Annotated in this window: 16 protein-coding genes; all 16 read right to left on the minus strand. The window is 59.3% G+C overall.

Going from position 1 to position 17,185, the window contains the following annotated elements:
* Positions 1-6: 6 nt before the first annotated feature.
* The 16 genes from VGK48_20165 to VGK48_20240 all read right to left on the minus strand — a co-directional run bounded on the left by VGK48_20165 (position 7) and on the right by VGK48_20240 (position 16,844).
* A complete protein-coding gene (locus tag VGK48_20165) occupies positions 7-2,214 on the minus strand; it encodes a putative baseplate assembly protein (protein HEY2383495.1) in 2,208 nt (735 codons plus the stop codon).
* Positions 2,215-2,219: 5 nt separating this feature from the next.
* Entirely contained in the window at positions 2,220-2,609 is a 390-nt protein-coding gene (locus VGK48_20170) for a GPW/gp25 family protein (protein HEY2383496.1), read from the minus strand.
* Positions 2,599-4,176, minus strand: coding sequence for a hypothetical protein (locus tag VGK48_20175; GenBank protein HEY2383497.1), 1,578 nt, complete (start codon positions 4,174-4,176; stop codon positions 2,599-2,601). The genes VGK48_20170 and VGK48_20175 overlap by 11 nt, the downstream gene beginning before the upstream one ends.
* The gene (locus VGK48_20180; GenBank protein ID HEY2383498.1) at positions 4,170-4,874 is read right to left on the minus strand and encodes a phage baseplate assembly protein V; all 705 of its coding nucleotides are present in this window, start codon (positions 4,872-4,874) and stop codon (positions 4,170-4,172) included. Before VGK48_20180 ends, VGK48_20175 begins: the two co-directional genes overlap by 7 nt.
* Positions 4,871-5,959, minus strand: coding sequence for a contractile injection system protein, VgrG/Pvc8 family (locus tag VGK48_20185; protein ID HEY2383499.1), 1,089 nt, complete (start codon positions 5,957-5,959; stop codon positions 4,871-4,873). Before VGK48_20185 ends, VGK48_20180 begins: the two co-directional genes overlap by 4 nt.
* A 3-nt stretch (positions 5,960-5,962) precedes the next feature.
* Positions 5,963-6,121, minus strand: a complete 159-nt coding sequence (locus VGK48_20190; GenBank protein HEY2383500.1) for a hypothetical protein — start codon at positions 6,119-6,121, stop codon at positions 5,963-5,965.
* Positions 6,122-6,151: 30 nt separating this feature from the next.
* Entirely contained in the window at positions 6,152-7,243 is a 1,092-nt protein-coding gene (locus VGK48_20195) for a hypothetical protein (protein HEY2383501.1), read from the minus strand.
* A 6-nt stretch (positions 7,244-7,249) separates the two neighbouring features.
* A complete protein-coding gene (locus VGK48_20200) occupies positions 7,250-7,723 on the minus strand; it encodes a phage tail protein (GenBank protein HEY2383502.1) in 474 nt (157 codons plus the stop codon).
* Positions 7,723-9,321 (minus strand): phage tail sheath protein, encoded by a 1,599-nt coding sequence (locus VGK48_20205; GenBank protein ID HEY2383503.1) that lies wholly within the window; start codon positions 9,319-9,321, stop codon positions 7,723-7,725. Before VGK48_20205 ends, VGK48_20200 begins: the two co-directional genes overlap by 1 nt.
* 40 nt (positions 9,322-9,361) lie before the next feature.
* Positions 9,362-9,820, minus strand: coding sequence for a phage tail protein (locus VGK48_20210; protein ID HEY2383504.1), 459 nt, complete (start codon positions 9,818-9,820; stop codon positions 9,362-9,364).
* Between the two features lie 27 nt (positions 9,821-9,847).
* Positions 9,848-12,001: a phage tail sheath subtilisin-like domain-containing protein gene (locus VGK48_20215; GenBank protein ID HEY2383505.1), complete on the minus strand. Its 2,154-nt coding sequence runs from the start codon at positions 11,999-12,001 to the stop codon at positions 9,848-9,850.
* Positions 12,002-12,017: 16 nt separating this feature from the next.
* On the minus strand, positions 12,018-12,758 hold the full coding sequence (locus tag VGK48_20220; protein HEY2383506.1) for a hypothetical protein: 741 nt from the start codon (positions 12,756-12,758) through the stop codon (positions 12,018-12,020).
* Positions 12,755-13,342: a DUF4255 domain-containing protein gene (locus VGK48_20225; GenBank protein ID HEY2383507.1), complete on the minus strand. Its 588-nt coding sequence runs from the start codon at positions 13,340-13,342 to the stop codon at positions 12,755-12,757. The genes VGK48_20220 and VGK48_20225 overlap by 4 nt, the downstream gene beginning before the upstream one ends.
* Complete coding sequence (locus tag VGK48_20230; protein HEY2383508.1) at positions 13,335-13,625, minus strand: hypothetical protein; 291 nt, start codon at positions 13,623-13,625, stop codon at positions 13,335-13,337. Before VGK48_20230 ends, VGK48_20225 begins: the two co-directional genes overlap by 8 nt.
* A gap of 241 nt (positions 13,626-13,866) precedes the next feature.
* Positions 13,867-14,883, minus strand: a complete 1,017-nt coding sequence (locus tag VGK48_20235; GenBank protein HEY2383509.1) for a sigma 54-interacting transcriptional regulator — start codon at positions 14,881-14,883, stop codon at positions 13,867-13,869.
* Positions 14,884-14,981: 98 nt separating this feature from the next.
* Complete coding sequence (locus VGK48_20240) at positions 14,982-16,844, minus strand: hypothetical protein (protein HEY2383510.1); 1,863 nt, start codon at positions 16,842-16,844, stop codon at positions 14,982-14,984.
* Positions 16,845-17,185 lie beyond the last annotated feature (341 nt).

Consider the following 17,185-nt stretch of genomic DNA (forward strand, 5'->3'; position numbering starts at 1 on the left):
AATCGCTCAACACAACTTCGGTACGACCGGAACTGCAACCGTATTCGGCCCGGCCGCGGCAGCCGCGGGGATACTCGTGTCCGGCATCACGCCCGAACCATCCGGTCCCGCAGTGACGCTCACCTGCAACAGTTCCGGCAACTGCCAACTTTGAAGGGTTATCTCCGATCGATTGTTCGAGTCCACCGGCACGGCTTGATATCCGCCGGATGCGAGCGCCTGGAACAACAGCAATCCGTTTACTTCCACCACGCCGGCGACCTGGCTGACAATTACTTCGAGCTCCAGACTGCGCACCAGGCGGCCCAACGGCCATCCGGAATTGGCGGCCCCGCCGGGCGCCAGCGGCCACATGTAATTTCGCAGCGCGAGTTCCACCTGGCTGCTCACCTGGAGGAGATTGAATCCGCTGCGGACTTCGACGGCTGCACTGATCCCGAGCCCCACATACTCCGTTCCGATCACATACATTTCGGAGCCTACGGGGCGCCTCGGATCGAGATATGCGTATACGCTTTCGAGCAGAGTACGATCTGCGCGCGGACAGGGTGGCTGAACGCCTTCCTTTTCCGGAATAGTCATGACAGACACGACCCCTGGAAAGTTCAGGTCGCGTGTTTGAGGTTTGAACAAGGGCAGCACTTCGACTCTGCCGATGGCCGCGCCGGGGGTTTCCATCGCGAGATCCTGATAATCGCTCGCCGTGACCGCACGTTCCTGGTGGCGAAGGCGCGCGGGCAATCTCTGTTCCGCCTGGTCCAGAGTTTCCGGGTCCGCCCCGCCCGACGCCGCTATGGGTTGTTGTACGGTAAACTTTGTCTGGGTGACGCCATTGGGATCTTTCCCGGTGATTTTGTTGAGAGTTGCCGCGGGGACATTCCCCGCTACGCCTCCTCCGGCGCGCATCTGGCGCACGCGGATACGGCGGCCGATCGGCGGAATCAAACCCTGCATCTGATTTCCGAATGTTACGGTTCCCGCTTCCGGGTCGAGGACGTACGCCGGAATGGGCCCTTGCAACACGGCCAGATCGTCGATTGCCTGCCACTGCTGGTATCCAAGCCCGGGCATGTCGACTTCGAGAATGAAGGTAGCCGGATCGATTTGCGTTTGGGTGACGGAGAATACCTGCCCGCCGGCGCCGCTGCTGACACCGATCACGATCAGGCTGAAGGTCGTGCGCTGATCGATCGCCACGGCATTCACACCGGCCCAACTCAGTGTGAGCGCGCTCTGTACGTTGACGCGAATCCAGGCGGCCAGAATGCCGTCGATATTCGGATCGTCGATGCGTGGGGGTTTGGCGCCCACTCCGGCCTGCGAGTCGGTGCGAACATCGTTTGCGGGCGCTCCGATATCGGCGCCCTGCGGCAACACCAGCCGCACGACTCCAGGGTTCGTCAAGCCGTTCGTTGTATCCTCAGCGACCGAAAGGGAGTGGTAGGTTACCGGCTGGCCCGCTGGAGAGTTGCCGCTGATCTGCCACGTTGCCGGCACCGGCGCGAGTGTTCCGGCGCCTGCAAGCGGATCGGCGGCGGGCAGCGACGGGACGAACCCGAGATTCAGAATCCGCTCGCCGCTTGCGCCACCCAGTGTCGCGCGCACCGCTGCCAGGTTTGCAGGCTTGCCCGCAAGCAGCGCGAACCAGATACATTGATCCATTGAGCCGTTTTGTACGTCGATGCCGATCGGATCGGCCTGATTTCCCGCGAAGACGGGCATCGTTGTGTAGCCCGAAGGCACCGCGCTCAGGCTATAAAGCGATTTGAGCCCGGTGAGCAGGGGCAGGGCCGCCGCCTGCTGCGCGGATGTCAGCGGAGCCTTGATGTACGCCTGGGCCGTGATGGGCAGCACGTCAAGCTCGTTTAATGTCTCGAACGCCGGCGGCCCCTGCACAGAAGCGCCCTGCACCAGAGTGACAGCATTGGTCGCGGAAGGATCCGCGGATAACGAGAGAATCGAGGCCGCCGCCGCTGCCGGCAGCATAGGCTGTCCCAGCAGCCGCAGAAATGCGATGCGCTGTCTCTCCGGAATCAGGTTCGCCCGATACAGGATCGTGTCCGCCAGCCACGCAAAGAGCTCGATCAGCGTGCGCCCGGGGTCGCCTGTTTGTGCCGAGGTCCATTCGGGCGTGTGCGCGGGGATGCTCGTGAGCATCTCCTGTACCAGGTCGTCGTAGGATCGATCGTCTAGAGCAGGTGGTATAAGTGGCACGGCCCTCACCCAGCTTGCATCGTCACGCCGACTTGCCGTGACGCGTTAGTACGCAGTTCGCGATAGTGAATTTGGACTGCAATTTCGGCCGGCGCGCCGTCAATCGTGTTTACTTCGACGGCATCGACCGTGATCCGGTTTTCATATTGTTGAAGCGCGTCCAGAATGGCGCTCTGAATCTGCCTTCGAATCGCCACTGTGTTGCCTTCATCCAGGAAGTTCTGCAGACCCGCGCCGAAGAACTGCGCCATCAGCTGTTCACCGGGCCGCGTCGTCAAGATGATGCGGATCGCGTCGCGCACGCTCTGCTCGAGCGTGGGGAAGATCATGACGCCGTCCACCGGCATGGGCAGAAACGGCCAGCCTATCGGGTCTCGATAGGTATTAGGTGCCATCGGTATCTCCTGAATTCGCCGGAGTCGGCAAAGGAAATGGAATGCAGATTTTGATGAACGGAAGCCAGAAGAAAACGATATTCAGCAGCGTCAGAAAAATATTCAGCACAAAAAACGCGCATATCGTGATCAGCGGGATGCTGAATCCGCAGATCCAATTGAGCTGAATCCCTGAATTTGTCGGGGGTGTGCCTGCCGAAAGACCCGAAAGGCTGCTGCCCGACAGGGCGTTCATCAGCGATGCGGGCACGGTGAATGCGCAATTGGGCTTGGCATTCTTGAGAAAATTGCGATCGGTCGGATCGGGCAGTGGCACCGGCGCCAGCGAACGACCTGCGCTTTCGTGCCAGGCGGCGATGCGAAATGGGTCGCTGAACTTGCTCCACACCAGTTCGGACGGGCATTGGGGCGCATGAGGCTTGAGGCGAAGGAATACACGGATACGATAAAGCCGCGTCGCATCCTGAAAACGGCCGACCGGCGCGGCGACAATGGAACTGCGGTTCTGTAGCAGCGTCGTGATCAGCGCGAGAATCTTCGCCGCATCGGCTGCAGAGAACGGATCCCAGGCATGCGGCATGGTGATTTGTGGAGCCGGGCCGCCGCTAGCGGGATCGTAGTCGATCAAAACTGCAGCTGCGTTCTGATAGAACGTACCCATCGGCGTCGCCGAATTTGCTGCGTCGTAGACGTTGAATTGATTCAGTTCGGCAATCAGCGCCTGTGCTTGAGGCGTGCCCTGAAACGCTCCAGCGACCGTATACAGCAGTCGCAGGGCCGACGAAAACGTCGGGAAGTTATATGCGCCATGCGCCTTCGCGAACTCATCCGACATGAACCGGTTGTCGACAGGTTGATCCGCATAAGGCGCCGAATGCGGTACCGCTTGCAGCAAGGTCGGCAGGCTGGTCGAAAGGATATTGGGGTCATACTGCGGCGCAGCGGGCTGATTTGTTGTCACATCTGAACTTGCCGTCGGAATAACGGCATAGACAAACGTGCGGCCCGCCGCATCGCAAGCTGCGGGCGGGGCGACAAACGCCGGTGTGAATACCTCGGTTTGTGCGGCCGCCAGCGTCTGCTGTGCGAGAAGGCTATCCAGCGCGGGCTGGCCCGATTGCAATTGCCGCCGCTTTGTCGGATCGGGATCCTGCCGTTCCTGCAATTTGTTCAACGCGAGCCACTGAAATTGGCCGTCGGCCGATTTCATCCATGCGGAAGGCGGTGACGAAAAATCATCGACGCCGGCTTTGCGAATCACGCGCCGAATCACAACTCCGGCCGATTCGACGCGCTTCGGATCGAGCCGCGGGAACCCGGCGCTGTCGCATGTTAAATCGAGCAAAGCGAGATGCACGATGCGTTGCACCGGCTGATAAAGCGTTACGGTCGAAGCCGGGGAGGTGGCCAATGTTGTAATCGAGGAACCGGCAGTTGGCGCCAGTGCGGAAAGATCCGTCAGGAACCGTGCGGGAAAATCCTCGTCGTTCATCTGCAGCAGCGCGGGCCGGGACTGCGTCACGCCGCTGAGGGCGATGCCCTGAACACGGATGTCGTGATTTACCATACGTTCCCTGCTCCCGGGGTGTAGGTTGTCGCGACCACCGTCGTGGCCTGCAGGACCTGGCACTGCACGATGCCGCTGAACGTGCTCATGGCGGCCGAAACGGTTACGGTCGGAGCAGTAACATCGACCTCGCTTGCGGCGGTGATCTGCACTGTGCCGGTCGGGGCGTTGATCGTGACCCCGCTTGTGTCGATTTTGACGGATGTCTGTTCGGAATTGGTGAATTCGATCGACCCGCCACCGCTGTCGGTCATCGTTCCCGTCAGACCGCCCGGCGTCGAGAATGTGATCGTCGGCTCGCCGGAGCTTTCTTCGACAATAGCGATGCGGGTTCCGGCCTTACCGGTAATGGTCCACCGGTCCACCGAATTGCCGGAACCGCCTAGCGTTTCGGGGGCGGAATCCTGCCCGTTCCACAGACTTCCAACGACGATCGGAAATCGGGGATCGCCGGACAGAAATACGACAACGACTTCGTCGCCGACATCGGGGATGAAGAATCCGCCGCGATTGCCGCCCGCAAAAGGCACTGCGACGCGCGCCCACACCGGCGCGTCCTGATCATCGACGCCATCGGTGTTGTAGATGCGCACTTGTACGCGATTACGCGACGCGGGATCGTTCACATTGACCACGGTCGCGAGAAATGCGGCCGATCCCAACATTTGCACTGAATTGTCGCGCACCAGAAAACTCATGATGCGTTCCCCAGATACGCGCCTTCGGCCGTGAATTCAGTTTCGTAGCCTTTGTCCGTATCCCAACGATGGATTGCCGAAGTGACGTAGTAATAATTCGAGAAGCGAGGCCCCAGTCCAGTCAGGTTGAGCCAGGTGCCGACACGCAGTCCGGGATTTCCTTCCGCACATCCATGCGCCACCACGAATCTGCGCAGCCGCTGCACAAATTCGGCATCGGCCAGCGCCTGCGCCTCGGATTGGTCTGAATTGGCGAATTGTCCGGCCTGTTCCGATCGTTCGCTGAGCGCTTGCGTCAGCCAATCCTTGCCGGTTTGACCGGAACCCAGGCCGAAATCCGACGATTGGCTGGTGGCAGAAATGGTTTGTCCCTGCTGGAAATCCCAGCCGGTCACCGTGACTTGTGTGACCTGATGCGCCAGGTCTGCCAGCACGCGCACCTCTCGTAACTGGCTGTTCATGTCGAGTTGAAGCGACGTGCGCTGCACCTGGCTGCGTGGAGACGCGTGCAGTTCGTCGCCCACGACCTGCAGGTCTGCGTCGTAGCGGGCCAGCAGACGGCGCAGAAATCCGAGATCGGTTTCATTGAACTGCTGCTCGGTGCCGACACCGGCATCGAGACCGTTAACCTGCGGCGTCAGGCCGAGACCATTTGCGACTTGCGTCACGATATCGCCAAGCGTGGAAACATCCCAGGTCTTGGTGCGCCGTTTCATGCGCGCGCCTTGCAATGAATCCTCGGAGAGCACCACGAGTTCCGGCGGCCCGCTGCGCGGAAAGCGTCCCTCAAGCGCAGTGATTTTGCCGCGGAAGATTTCGGTGGGCGAATTGACGTTGCCCGCAAAAACCTTGAGCTGCGTTCCCAGCTTTAAAATCTGTCCGTCCTCGAACGCCAGATCGGCAAGCCCGCCCTGAAAAGATCCGAAATTACTCAGGCGCAACTCGAGCGACGACATCCCGCCTTCCCGCTCGCGCATTTCCATGCCGAGAAGTTGATTGGCGATGACGTCATTGAATTGCCCATCCACCTGGACAGTGGGTATGGCGCTATAAACTGCGTCCTGAGTGAGCGCTTGTTCGGGCATGGCCTATTCCGTTGTTAACCTCTGCGAGCGTTCGGAGAGCATCGCCATCTGTTGCCGCAGATCGACCGGTTCTTTCGCTGAAGCCGCCGCGGGGGCCTGGGCAGCCGAAGCGGTTCCGCCGCTTTTTACATCAATTTCCATGTCGTCGATCGTTACTGCCATCGCGCGCTCCTTAATTTCGTGGTCACAAATTTAGTCGTCATCGAAAACCAGGCGGTCGCTGAAATTGAATGACGTTCCGACGTCTGTGGAGAAGCCCGAGCCAGCATTCGCCGCGCCGCCCAGGCTGAAGCTGGCGTTCACGCCGGTAGAAACGTCGGTGCTGACAGTTGCCGGAAGCATTCGCAGTGGATTCAGTCCCGTTGTCGTACTCATGGTTGCGCGGCCGACTTCAAGTCCAGCGAATGCGTTTGCGGTTGCGGGAATGCCTGCTGATGCCGGGCCGCCGAACAACGCGCCTCCGCCCACGCCCGCCGAGATTTGTAAACTGGCCGTCGCAGCGACTCCTGCGCCCGCTCCCAGCGACAGGCCTCCTCCTGCGCTTCCGCCGATCGATAAGCCGGCGCCCGCACTTGCCGATGCAGATGCCGAGGCCGAAAAGTCCGCTGCCGCGTTCAGTTGAATGCCGGCGCTGACATTCAAGGACGCACCGGCAGTGAAGCGCAGACTGTCGAGTCCGTTGTCGGCGCCAAGTTGCCGGGCCGCATCCGGATCGCCTCCCAAGGTCGACAAAGACGTAAGATTGTTATTGCGACCGGTCGGGACAACACTGCCGGGAGTGCCAAGGGTACCGGCGACTTTAGCCTTTGAAAACTTGGCACCCTCGTCGAACACGTGATCCTGCCGGGCCAGACCGATGCTGACCAATGCCCGCAGCGGCACGCCGTCGGCGGAAAAGAAATCGATCGTCTCTTTAAAGCTCTCCATGATGCCCTTGAATTCATACGAGCCCCATTGGAAACTCAGTACCGGTTGCGCCTGCGCGTTCCCGCTGCTCTGATTTTTTCCGGCGTTTGCCGATGCCTGCATAAACATGGCGACTTTGTTCGTTGTCTGGCGCACGTCCACACCGGTGCCAGTCGTGTCAAATTGCAGATCCATCGTCAGTTTGCCTGAGAACTGCGCGGCGAATTGCCGCCGCTTCGGGTCGGCGGCCTGCTGTTTGGTCGAATTCTCGATCGTATAGACGAGCGAAGCCGGATTGAAGTGCACTGTGACTTCGGTTCGGTCCGGACCGAGAGACTTCAGTTTTGCTTTCTGGGTAACAGGAATCGGGTTATCCATAAGTGTTCACTTCACGGGAACCGCAGACAGCCCCTCATGCACGAGGTGCAGTTCCTCGATTCCAACTTCGGTTCCTTTTGAGTTCAAGTCTGCAAACTTGAATTTGGTGGGCATCGCGCGATCGAGCTGCCAACCGATCAAAGGTTTTCCCTTGCCATCCAACAGCGTGATGGTCACCTGCAAGCGCGCGGCATATTTCCCGGCGCTGATCGTATTAAAAACCTGCCAGAGATTCCGATTGGTGCTGACGCCGCGCTTCAGTACGACGGTGGCGAAAGTGATCGGGCCTGCGCGCTGAGGAACGCCGTAGTTCGTGCCACCCTCCTTGATTGCCTTGGCTTCCATGGTCGCTTCAAGTCCTGTGCACTCGGCGAAGGCGCCCTTGCAAATGTTGACGGGGCCACCGGGCTTCGTCGAACCGACCGACTCGGACTTGAAGTCCACTTGAAAGTTGAAAATGTTCAAGGGAACCAGCGGCATCAGCTTATCTCCTGCAAGACGACATTTGCCTGTGAACTGGTGCCGCTGGTTTCGAGGGCAAGCGTCACGCGAATCAACTCGATGGTCGAGGCGGCATTGAACGTCACCAGGGCGACCAGCCTTCCGTTATCGAGATCGTTCTGTGTCATTGTGCTGCTGTCGCAGCGAACCGAAAACGCATCCTGAATCGTTGCGCCGTCCAGCGCGTTCAACTGCCACAGCCGCGTCATGAGCTGGAGCAGGAAACTTTGCACGCGCGCCCATAACAAAGGGCCGTTCGCTTGAAAAACAATCTGCTCGCCGAGCGTGCGCGAGGCGCGGAGAATCACCGCGACCAGCCGATGAATGCGGCCCGGCCGGTAACTTTCGCCTGCATAGGCCGTCACGTCCGAAAGCAAGGCAAGCCCGCTTGGCGAGGGCCCGAAGAGGCTGATGCGTTCGACCAGCGGCTTGGTTGAATTGTCACCCCACACCAGCGGCGTGGCGGATACTCGTGTTTCCTGGGCGGGCAGGATGGCGGAGACATCGTAGATTTCCGACGGTTGTATTCTGACCGCGCTCGTGAAGGTTCCTCGGGTGAGCGCATTGCGCGCCAGAATGCCCACGAGCGCGCCGTCCGGCGATTCCAGTTCTTCGAGGAGGACCTGAGAACTGGTTGTCTTCAGCCATGGGTAAGCGAGTTGCAAAAATGCGCTGGAGATTCCGATGTCGAGACCGGTTTCACCGTCGCCCGCCGGCTCGGGCATCACGGCGGCGATGACACCATGGATGTCCTGAGTAAGGCTGGCCGACGGATTCTCCTGCGCAGCCGCGACGCCGGTGTCTTGCGGCATCGGGAACGCGGCGACCAGCAACATTTCGCGCAGCTGGCCTTGCGAAAGAAATTGCAGAACCGACTGCACAGCCAGCGCCCAGCGCGTGTAGTCGTCCAGTGTGAGACGCGGAGCGGCAGCGTTATATTGAAGCGGCGGTGTAACCGTGACGTCTTCGTTCGAGCATTCCTCGAATTGAACCGGGCCTGCTGGGGAGACCGGCTCCTGACCCTGTGCGCCGGCCGGCGCGGATGCGCTCAACACGGGCAGATCGGGAATTGCAAGGAAGGAAACATCCGGCAGGCCGGATAAGTGTCCGGCGCCGTGCCAGCTTCGCTGATCGTCCAGTTCGGCGCCCGTAGTGGGGAGCAGAACGCTGAGCGTTGCCGCTTTCATCGCTGGCGTATCCGACGGAGCGACGGGATCGCCCATCCGAACGATGTAGCAGCGCTTGCCTCCTTGCGCGAAAAACGTCCGTACCGATGCCGCGAGATAATCCGTTCCGAAACTCGCCGTGCTGCCGCCGGCGTCGAACAACGACGTAAATGCCAGGTAACTTTCGATTGGAATGGGAACATCGAAAATGGGGGAAAGCGAGCGGGCGAACGGCCCGGTCACCCAGCCCTGCAGGTTCAGCCAGTCCATGATTGCTGGAGGAATCGCCTGGGCCGCGGGAATTGTCGTACCCGGCAGATAGCGCGCGAGCCCGACAAAACAAGCGACGTCGGCGCGCGCCGGATCCACCTGTGCGATGGGGCGTTCTTTTTCGAATACGATTCGGCTCATGACTTCTCTTGTCGAGTCCTACCTGCCGGGTCCCTGCACGTTACGATGCTGGATCGATCTCGAAGCCCTCGGCACAGAGCACCAGTTCTTCCATCGCGACTTCGCCGCCGCCCTTGCCGGCCAGCGTCGGTCCGGTGTACTTCATCGGGACGACGTTACGCAGCTTCCATGACTGCACCGGATTCGCGGCTTCGTCGCGCAAGGTGATAATCACGTCACGCTGTGCCAGGATTCCCGTTGTCTCTGTTTGCGTGATCCAGTCCCAGAGGTCGGAGGAATCGACGACGCCGCGTTTGAGCGTCACGTCGCCGACCTTGTGTGAGCCTGGGATCTTGCGCACATGTGATTCGGCTTCATTGCCGTCGCGATATTCGGAAATATGAATTTCCGTGCTCAGCCCCGATACGTCGGAGAAACCGCCCAGCAGTTTCTCCGGATCGCGGGGCCCGTTGAGATTAACGATGTAGTTATAAGAAGGATACGGTGCGGTTCTCGCCATCGCGGTTCTCCTGTTCTTGAAAGTTCGTTAACTTTGCGCGTCTGCGGTCTTCTGCCCGATTCGGAAAATAACGAACTCGGCCGGCTTCAGCAGTGCGACGCCGATCAGGCAGATCATGCGTCCGTTGTCGAGGTCGTTTTGGGTCATCGTCGTCCGGTCGCAGCGCACAAAAAAAGCCTGGGCCGCGGAATCGCCGAGCAGGTTGCCCTCTTTCCATTCGTTGTAGAGGAACGAGTCGATCGCTTCTTTTACTCGCGACCAGAGCGCCGGACCGTTGTTCTCGAAAACCGCCCATTGCGTACTGTTGTCGATGGAGTGTTCGAGATAGATCAGGTAACGCCGGACGTTGACATACATGAACTCGGTATCGGAGCTGACCGTGCGCGCGCCCCACACGCGATATCCGCGATTGGGAAAGTAGCGCAGGCAGTTGATGCCGAGCGGATTCAGCAGTTGCTGTTCATTGAAGGTGATGTTGCGCTCGAAGCGCGAGGCGCCCAGAACGACCTCGTTTGCAGGAGCTTTGGCGACTCCGTTCTGCTGGTCGCTGCGCGCATAAATCCCAGCCAAGTAGCCCGACGGTGGTATTGCGATCTCGGCGGGAATCGACGATCCGGAGCGCGCCAGCGGATTGGGCACGATCACCCAGGGCACATACAGGGCAGCGTAGCTGGTATCAATCTGCGCCCGGACATCTTCATTGTCGGATGCAAGCTGGTTCGGCGGCGTCTCCAGAATCGCAATGCGATAGGCGCGCTGCTGGCTCACATGCGTGATGAGAGAATTGATAATGTCCTGGCTCGCGTCGAACACTCCCGATCCGGGAGCGGCGACGATCGCCACATCCTCCAGCGCGGTAAAATAAGCCAGGGCGTTATCGTAATCGGTCGACTCCGGCTCGATGCCGTCGTCCCCTCCCGTCAGAGCGTAGGTCTTTTGTCCGTTTGCCAGCGGCGAACCTGCGTTACCGAAGATTGCTTCGTACAGCGTTACCGGATTCAACGTGCTGCCGATGCTGAAGGCGATCTGATTCTGCAGCGCGTCGATGTGCCTTGGTGGGGTGGCGCCGAGCGCCGCGCCCAGAAAGTTCGGATGCGCGGGATCGAAACCGAGCCCGTCGAAGACCTGCGGCGAGTCCGATGCACCATTCGCGGTAACGCGCATCGTGAGTGTGTAGAGATTCGCCGGCAGGGGGGTGGCCAGCGGATTCGTGCCGTTCATAAAGGCGGCGCCGGTGCCGTTGGTATAGAAGGTTATGCTTGCCGGAGCGAAGACCGGGGCGTTTACCCCGTGCGCCGCGGCAGTTGAACCGGCCGAACCGCGCGTGATGGTCAACTTCGTGCCCGTCGCGTCCGAGCCTGTCACCGTCACGATTTCGTCTTCGATTTGGATCGTGGGCGGGTTGCCCCCCGGAATCGGTGCGGACAGCGTGACCGAGGTGTCTGCCGCGCTGATGGCGGCGGCGACCGACGCGACAGGCGCGAACACTGCCGCACCGTTTCCGTGCGCAGCAGCCGTGGTCCCAACCGCGCCGCGGGTGACGGTCAGTTTGGTTTTCGCGGCATCGACCGCAGTTACGTTCATGATTTCGCTGTCGACAAGCACGGCGCCGGGAACCGCGCCGGTATACGGAGAACCGATCGTTATGTCCGTGTCGCCAGAGGCCGCCGCAGCGCTAAGCACGGCAATCGAAGCGCCGCCCGGCGGAATCGTCGCGATGAGTGAACCGGCCGGCAGTCCGCCGACATTCTGCGTCTTCACCGCTTTCACAACCACTGTTACCGTCTGACTCCCGAACGCGCCTGGAAAGCGCGCTGCCACCGTAACGTTGTTGTCCGCAGGAGTTCCGCACGACGCCACACCGGCGTCCGTCGTGGATGACGGCACGAACACGCGGGACACGTACAACTCGGATCCGCCGTTGTCGAAAAACCCCTTTACACTCAACGCCAGATAATTCGTGTTCTGGACATCCGTGGCGCCTTTGATTGAGAGATTGTCGTATCCACCATAAATGTTCTGGAAATCGCCGAAACTGGTCAGCAATTCCGGAGTCTGGTTAACGGGGCCTGTGAGCGTAAGCCCCGCAAAGGCCGCGGTGCTGGTGCCTACGCCTTCGATGGAAGGAGCACGAAAGCTGACTTCTTCAACATAAACTCCCGGAGCGAGGTACTGCGCCATATGTTCTCCTTAGTAGTCAAACTGAAATCGTGATCTGCGCGTAAAGCGTTTCCCGGGCCTCCAATGCGCCCGTCTGCGTACCCGTCTTAAACGACGGATTTGATAGATTTCCCAACATGACGTCCGGATTCGGAATCCAACCCTGCGGCTGCGTCAGCATGCCCGGGTCGAACCACGCCTGGACCGTAACGGAAGTAGCCGACTCCGTTACAGGATCGGTTGCCGTGCTGGTCACTTGGATGCCGAGTCCCGTTACGGCCAGCAGCGCTTCACCGCGCGTATCGGTCATGCCGGTTGCGGCGACGCTGTTATCGGCAAGCAGGACGCGCACGACAGCCCACGGCAAGGGAACGCCGGCGTTCGAAGCGACAGACACCCGCACCACGGCCCAATTCAATTCGACCGGGCCGGACGGACCCGGGTACAAGGGCACCTGCTGCGGCGTGAATACGCCCGCCAGACTTTGCGGCGCTTGAATCTGCGCCCGCCGGGCGAGATAGCGCAAGCTCGGATCGGAGACGGAAATTTCGAGAGTTTGCGCCGCCGGCCAGGGTGTGGCTGGAATGAATTGATTCGTCAGCGCCGTAAAGCCGGGCCCGTTGAAGATCGCATACACGCCGCTTCGATTCACCTTCACCGCCAACTGCGCGCTGGTTACCGGCAATGGGTTCTCTATTGAGCTGTTCGTGATCGCGTCGACGAAAATGAATCCGCCCAATACGCGCCGGTCGACCGATTCCAAAATTCCCGGCGTCATTGCGCATCCTCGTTCTGTTCATATGTGAATCTTGTAGCGACCACAGGGGAAGCCGGAGTCACCGTGCGATCAATCCGCACCACTCGAGCCACATAAGCGACACTCAACCGGTACTTCGGGCCTAACGCATCCCAGATACGCAAAATATCTTCGAGGCTGAGATCCGCCAGCACGAGTTGAACGCTTTCGGTCGCATCCCAGCCGCCATCCGACGACAGCACGGAGCGGTCGAGAATCGGGGCGGTCTGCAACTGCTGTAGCGTCCAGCCGAGGATCGTTTGCTCGGCCTGCGCGCTGGTGCCCCAATAAGTGAACAGATAATGGAGGTCGAGGAAAATCGCCGGCTGCTTCGTGGGTGCGTTTTGCAATCGTCCCGCGGCGCGAAAATTTTCGTTGACGGTCACGCGATGCAGAAAGATGGAGACCGTCTTATCGAGTTCAGTCTGCTCCTCGGTGGCGATTTCGGTGCTGGAGACGAGTCTGAACTGGCAGGCGAAGTTCTGGGACAGATCTGAAGGGTAGACGCTCTGAAGATAGGTCGCAATCGAGTTGCCCACCGAGTAAATTGCCGAGTAGTTAGCCAACGAAATGCTCTCCGGGTTCTCGGGCAAAGCGTTCCACCGCTTCGCGCTCATTCTCGTTCAGGCCGTAGATCCGCGTCTCTGACGTCTCGCCCCGCGTCACCAGCCATCCTCGTCGTAAAAGTTCGTCGAGCACGGTTCTCAGCATTTCCTGGCTCACTGTGCCAGCCCCGCGCAACCACCAGATCCGGACGCCTTCGATACTGTCGGCAGCAGTTGGATGTTCGAGAAGATACCGCAGCACCAGGCGTTCAAGCGCATCGCGATTCTGGAATTTGTTAGCCAAGGGATATTTAGCCGCAAACATCAAGACAGGCAACTCGACCGCCAACTTGAGGCGGCGAATCGATTCAAGAACTTACCATTGCGGGATGCGCCCGCATGCGGCAGTGCTGCCGCGGCGCTGGTGCGCCCGAGCGCAATCCGTGGCGATTTGTCTGGGAGGCAAAAAAGCCGCGCAACGCGGCAATTCTGCCGCGCCTTCGGCAATACGATCCAAGCGCGTTTCGTTGCCGGTGCGACAGCGGCTAGGCGCTCGCGCTCTTTTGTGTGTCTTTGAAAGAGGGAACTGCGATGGAATACTTGCGGAGCAGGCGCTGAAAACTGCGGCGTTCTTTCCCCGCAAGTTTAGCGGCTTGTGTGACATTGCCTTCACACCGTCGTAATACGGCCGAAAGGTAACTGCGCTCGCACTGGCTTACGGCAACGTTCTTCGCTGCCTTCAGCGTCAAGTGAACGCTCGCGATGGGAGTGACGGTTCCCGGAAGGTCGAGATCCGCAGCCGTCAGCACCGGCGATTTTGCGGTGAGTACGGACCGTTGAATCACAGCTTGGAGTTCGCGAACGTTTCCCGGCCAGCGATACGCCTGGAGGCGGGCGATCAACGAATCGTCGAAGCCGGTCACCGCACGCCGATGCGTCAATGCGTATTCGCGAACATAATGCGCTGCCAGCGCCGGCACATCATCCAACCGATCGCGCAACGGAGGAATCGTCAAGCTCAAAATGTTCAATCGGAAATAAAGGTCCTCGCGGAACTGGCGCGCATCGACGCGATGCCGCAAATTGCAGTTGGTGGCCGCGACGATACGGATATTTGCAGGCATCATATGTGCCGAGCCGACCGGGCGATACTCGCGTTCCTGAAGAACGCGCAAAATCTTCACCTGCGCGCTTGCGGTCAGCGCATCGACTTCGTCGAGAAAGAGTGTTCCGGCTTCGGCATAAGCCAGAAGGCCGATTTCGTTGGACTTCGCATCGGTATACGCGCCCCGGCGGTGACCGAACAGTTCATTTTCGAGAAGATGGTCGGGAATTGCGCCGCAATTCACGGGTACGAAAGGACCGTTTTTGCGGCGGCCCAGATAATGAATCGCTCGCGCGAACAATTCCTTTCCTGTACCGGTTTCCCCGGACAAAAGGCACGTTACTTCCGTTTCGGAGATCAGCGCGACGCGCTCCGCAGCGGTTTGCATGGCCGCCGACTGTCCAATCACGCCCGGAAGACTCTCGACTCGCTGAATGTTCCTTTGGTCTAGTGCCATTGCTGCTCCAGAAGAGTAGGCCGCGCAGCCAACTTCGATTGAGTGATGCTTGCGCTGGTGTGAGGGACAATGTCAACCCTGCGCGCCAGCGCTCGATGCTAGTTCTCAGCAGTAGATCCCGGATCAGCCATGAGCGACAGTGCACCGAAGGCCGCTCGAATGATCCGTTCAATTTCCTCCGCCCGTTTTGTGCCATTCCAGAAGATGTCTTTGAGAAAATCGATATCGCTATCCAGCTTGAGCGTCCTGCCGAAGAATTCCACAAGCGGATAGCTGACCGCAACGCTCCGATTCAGGCTGTCCAATTCAATGCGCATTTGTTCGTATCCCCGTTGAAAAGCCTGCATCAACGCAACTTCAGCGCTGTGCTCAACCCCTTCAATCCCACTCAAGAGGCCGGAGTTAGCGGCTGAGGTTCCACCGCCTGCTTTCTGATCGAGTTGGTTTATCGCCTGATCCGACGAATTCTTGAGTCTGGACAGATTCAGGATTCCCCATACGGATGTGACGATTGCTGCGGCGCCGCCTGTTCCGGCCGCCAGGTGTGAGATCGACGGGAACAACAGAAGGCCTCCCCCGACTGCGACCACGATTCCACAAATGACTAACGCCCAGGCGAGCGCGCGGCTCGCACCGAATGCATTCTCCACGGCAGCCGCTGCTTCGCTTCGGATATCCTTGACCAGCGTTTGGGCCTGGCGTGCCTCGGCTATAAAATTGTTGCGCACGCCGTTTCCAATGTCGGTCGTGATCTCTTCCATAATCTTGTGGGCTGCGGTTTCCATATTGTATCCGCGCAGGCTTTCCTGCCCGGTTAGAAGCGTTTGCCAGACGTTCGTCTGCTCGGTCAGCGCCAAACGCATGAGTCTCCGCCAGCCCGGTTTATCCGTCTCAATGTTCCGGAGGTTCTTCTGATTCTCAGGCTGCGAGATCCATTTCACCGCCGCGAGCCAATAATCGAGACTGTCCTTGATCGCACGAATCGATTGGCTGGGGAGGTCAGGGTTAGGCGTCGACGGACTGTCGGTGTCCGTCGGCTTTTTCTGTTCGGGATGTTCGAGATAATACGCATCGTCCAACGCGGAACTGAGCGCGCTGACCTGATGCTGTAGACGCATGATGGCCTGGTCGGTGAAGACGCCGTCCCACGCTTTTGTGATTTCACTTGGAGCGCTTCCCGGGCTGTTCTCCAACGGAACGATTGCGACCAACAGCTCCCACGAAAGCGAACACATGGAGTGGCCCGCCTCGTAGGCAATCAGTTCGAGCCCATTGTTGGGAAGCTGGCCGCCGGCGTAATAGTGTTCACGAAGGTACCCATGCCACGCTTCGAGATACTGGATGCTTTGCGATGTCAGAAGCGTCCGGGCCTTTTGCAGGTCCGTTCCGGCCAAGTCCGTTGTCAGATTCGGAGGGACGGCTTGCAACAGGAGACTCTGAAGGTCGTTTATGACCGCTGGAGTGAGGCTCTCTTTTGCTTCGGTGTATAGCAGAGTAACGCAATTGATCGAGCGCCGCGTCACGTCGTACAAGGCAAAGTCGTTCAGGATCGTTTTGTTTTTGTCAGTCGCATCGGTCCGGCGCGTTATACCGATGTCCGCATAATCCACCGCCGCTTGAGGCGCGGGGATTGCAGGAACTGCTGTAGTTCCCGTGCCGCCAGCGCCTCCCGTTACGGAAATCGGAGCGGGTGCTTCGGTGCCGGCCGATGCAGGATACAGATGTTTCAACTCGCCGGGCTTCGGTGGAGCGTAAACCGTGTTTGTCGTGGTTGCTTCTGGAAACGCTTGATTGGTGATGGCAGCGACGCGGCTGAAACACGAGCGCCACATACTGGGAAGCCGCAACCACCGGTCAGGGCCGTTGGCATTCGGAACCTCGACCTTGAGACGACTTTGAAGTTCTACAATCTGCCAGCCGAGTGTAAACGCATCCTGTACTGCATTGCGTACGTTTTCCATCCGGTCTCCTTGTTCAAGCCTCCATCATGCTGCCTGGCTGCCTGAAAACGGGTTGCTCGTAATCGAGATTCAGACCTATGTGTTTTAGCGCAATTTGCCAAGTACCAGTTCCGTAAAAAAAGGAAAACTGCCCGTCAGCACCTCTGCTGACAGCAGGGACTCAAAAATGACCAGAATTGCATCTTGCAGGCTCATTCGAGCAGGTCCGCAGATATAAACCCTTTACTTGATTTCTGTCAAGCAGCTTCCGGGTCGCAGTAGTGCCCCGTCAAAATAGTTTAGCCGCAGATGACGCGGATTACGCAGATGGGGCGCAAAAAGGGTCGTATGATGCGCCCCAT

The organism is Terriglobia bacterium, from assembly GCA_036496425.1.
Classification (GTDB): Bacteria; Acidobacteriota; Terriglobia; order 20CM-2-55-15; family 20CM-2-55-15; genus 20CM-2-55-15.

Bases quoted from the DNA above. Each gene is read 5' to 3' on its own strand.
- VGK48_20215 (HEY2383505.1), bottom strand. From the start codon at position 12,001: ATGGCGCAGTACCTCGCTCCGGGAGTTTATGTTGAAGAAGTCAGCTTT.
- VGK48_20240 (HEY2383510.1), bottom strand. From the start codon at position 16,844: ATGGAAAACGTACGCAATGCAGTACAGGATGCGTTTACACTCGGCTGG.
- VGK48_20170 (HEY2383496.1), bottom strand. From the start codon at position 2,609: ATGGCACCTAATACCTATCGAGACCCGATAGGCTGGCCGTTTCTGCCC.
- VGK48_20220 (HEY2383506.1), bottom strand. From the start codon at position 12,758: ATGACGCCGGGAATTTTGGAATCGGTCGACCGGCGCGTATTGGGCGGA.
- VGK48_20235 (HEY2383509.1), bottom strand. From the start codon at position 14,883: ATGGCACTAGACCAAAGGAACATTCAGCGAGTCGAGAGTCTTCCGGGC.
- VGK48_20200 (HEY2383502.1), bottom strand. From the start codon at position 7,723: ATGCCGCTGGTTCCCTTGAACATTTTCAACTTTCAAGTGGACTTCAAG.
- VGK48_20185 (HEY2383499.1), bottom strand. From the start codon at position 5,959: ATGCCCGAACAAGCGCTCACTCAGGACGCAGTTTATAGCGCCATACCC.
- VGK48_20190 (HEY2383500.1), bottom strand. From the start codon at position 6,121: ATGGCAGTAACGATCGACGACATGGAAATTGATGTAAAAAGCGGCGGA.
- VGK48_20205 (HEY2383503.1), bottom strand. From the start codon at position 9,321: ATGAGCCGAATCGTATTCGAAAAAGAACGCCCCATCGCACAGGTGGAT.
- VGK48_20195 (HEY2383501.1), bottom strand. From the start codon at position 7,243: ATGGATAACCCGATTCCTGTTACCCAGAAAGCAAAACTGAAGTCTCTC.
- VGK48_20210 (HEY2383504.1), bottom strand. From the start codon at position 9,820: ATGGCGAGAACCGCACCGTATCCTTCTTATAACTACATCGTTAATCTC.
- VGK48_20175 (HEY2383497.1), bottom strand. From the start codon at position 4,176: ATGGTAAATCACGACATCCGTGTTCAGGGCATCGCCCTCAGCGGCGTG.
- VGK48_20180 (HEY2383498.1), bottom strand. From the start codon at position 4,874: ATGAGTTTTCTGGTGCGCGACAATTCAGTGCAAATGTTGGGATCGGCC.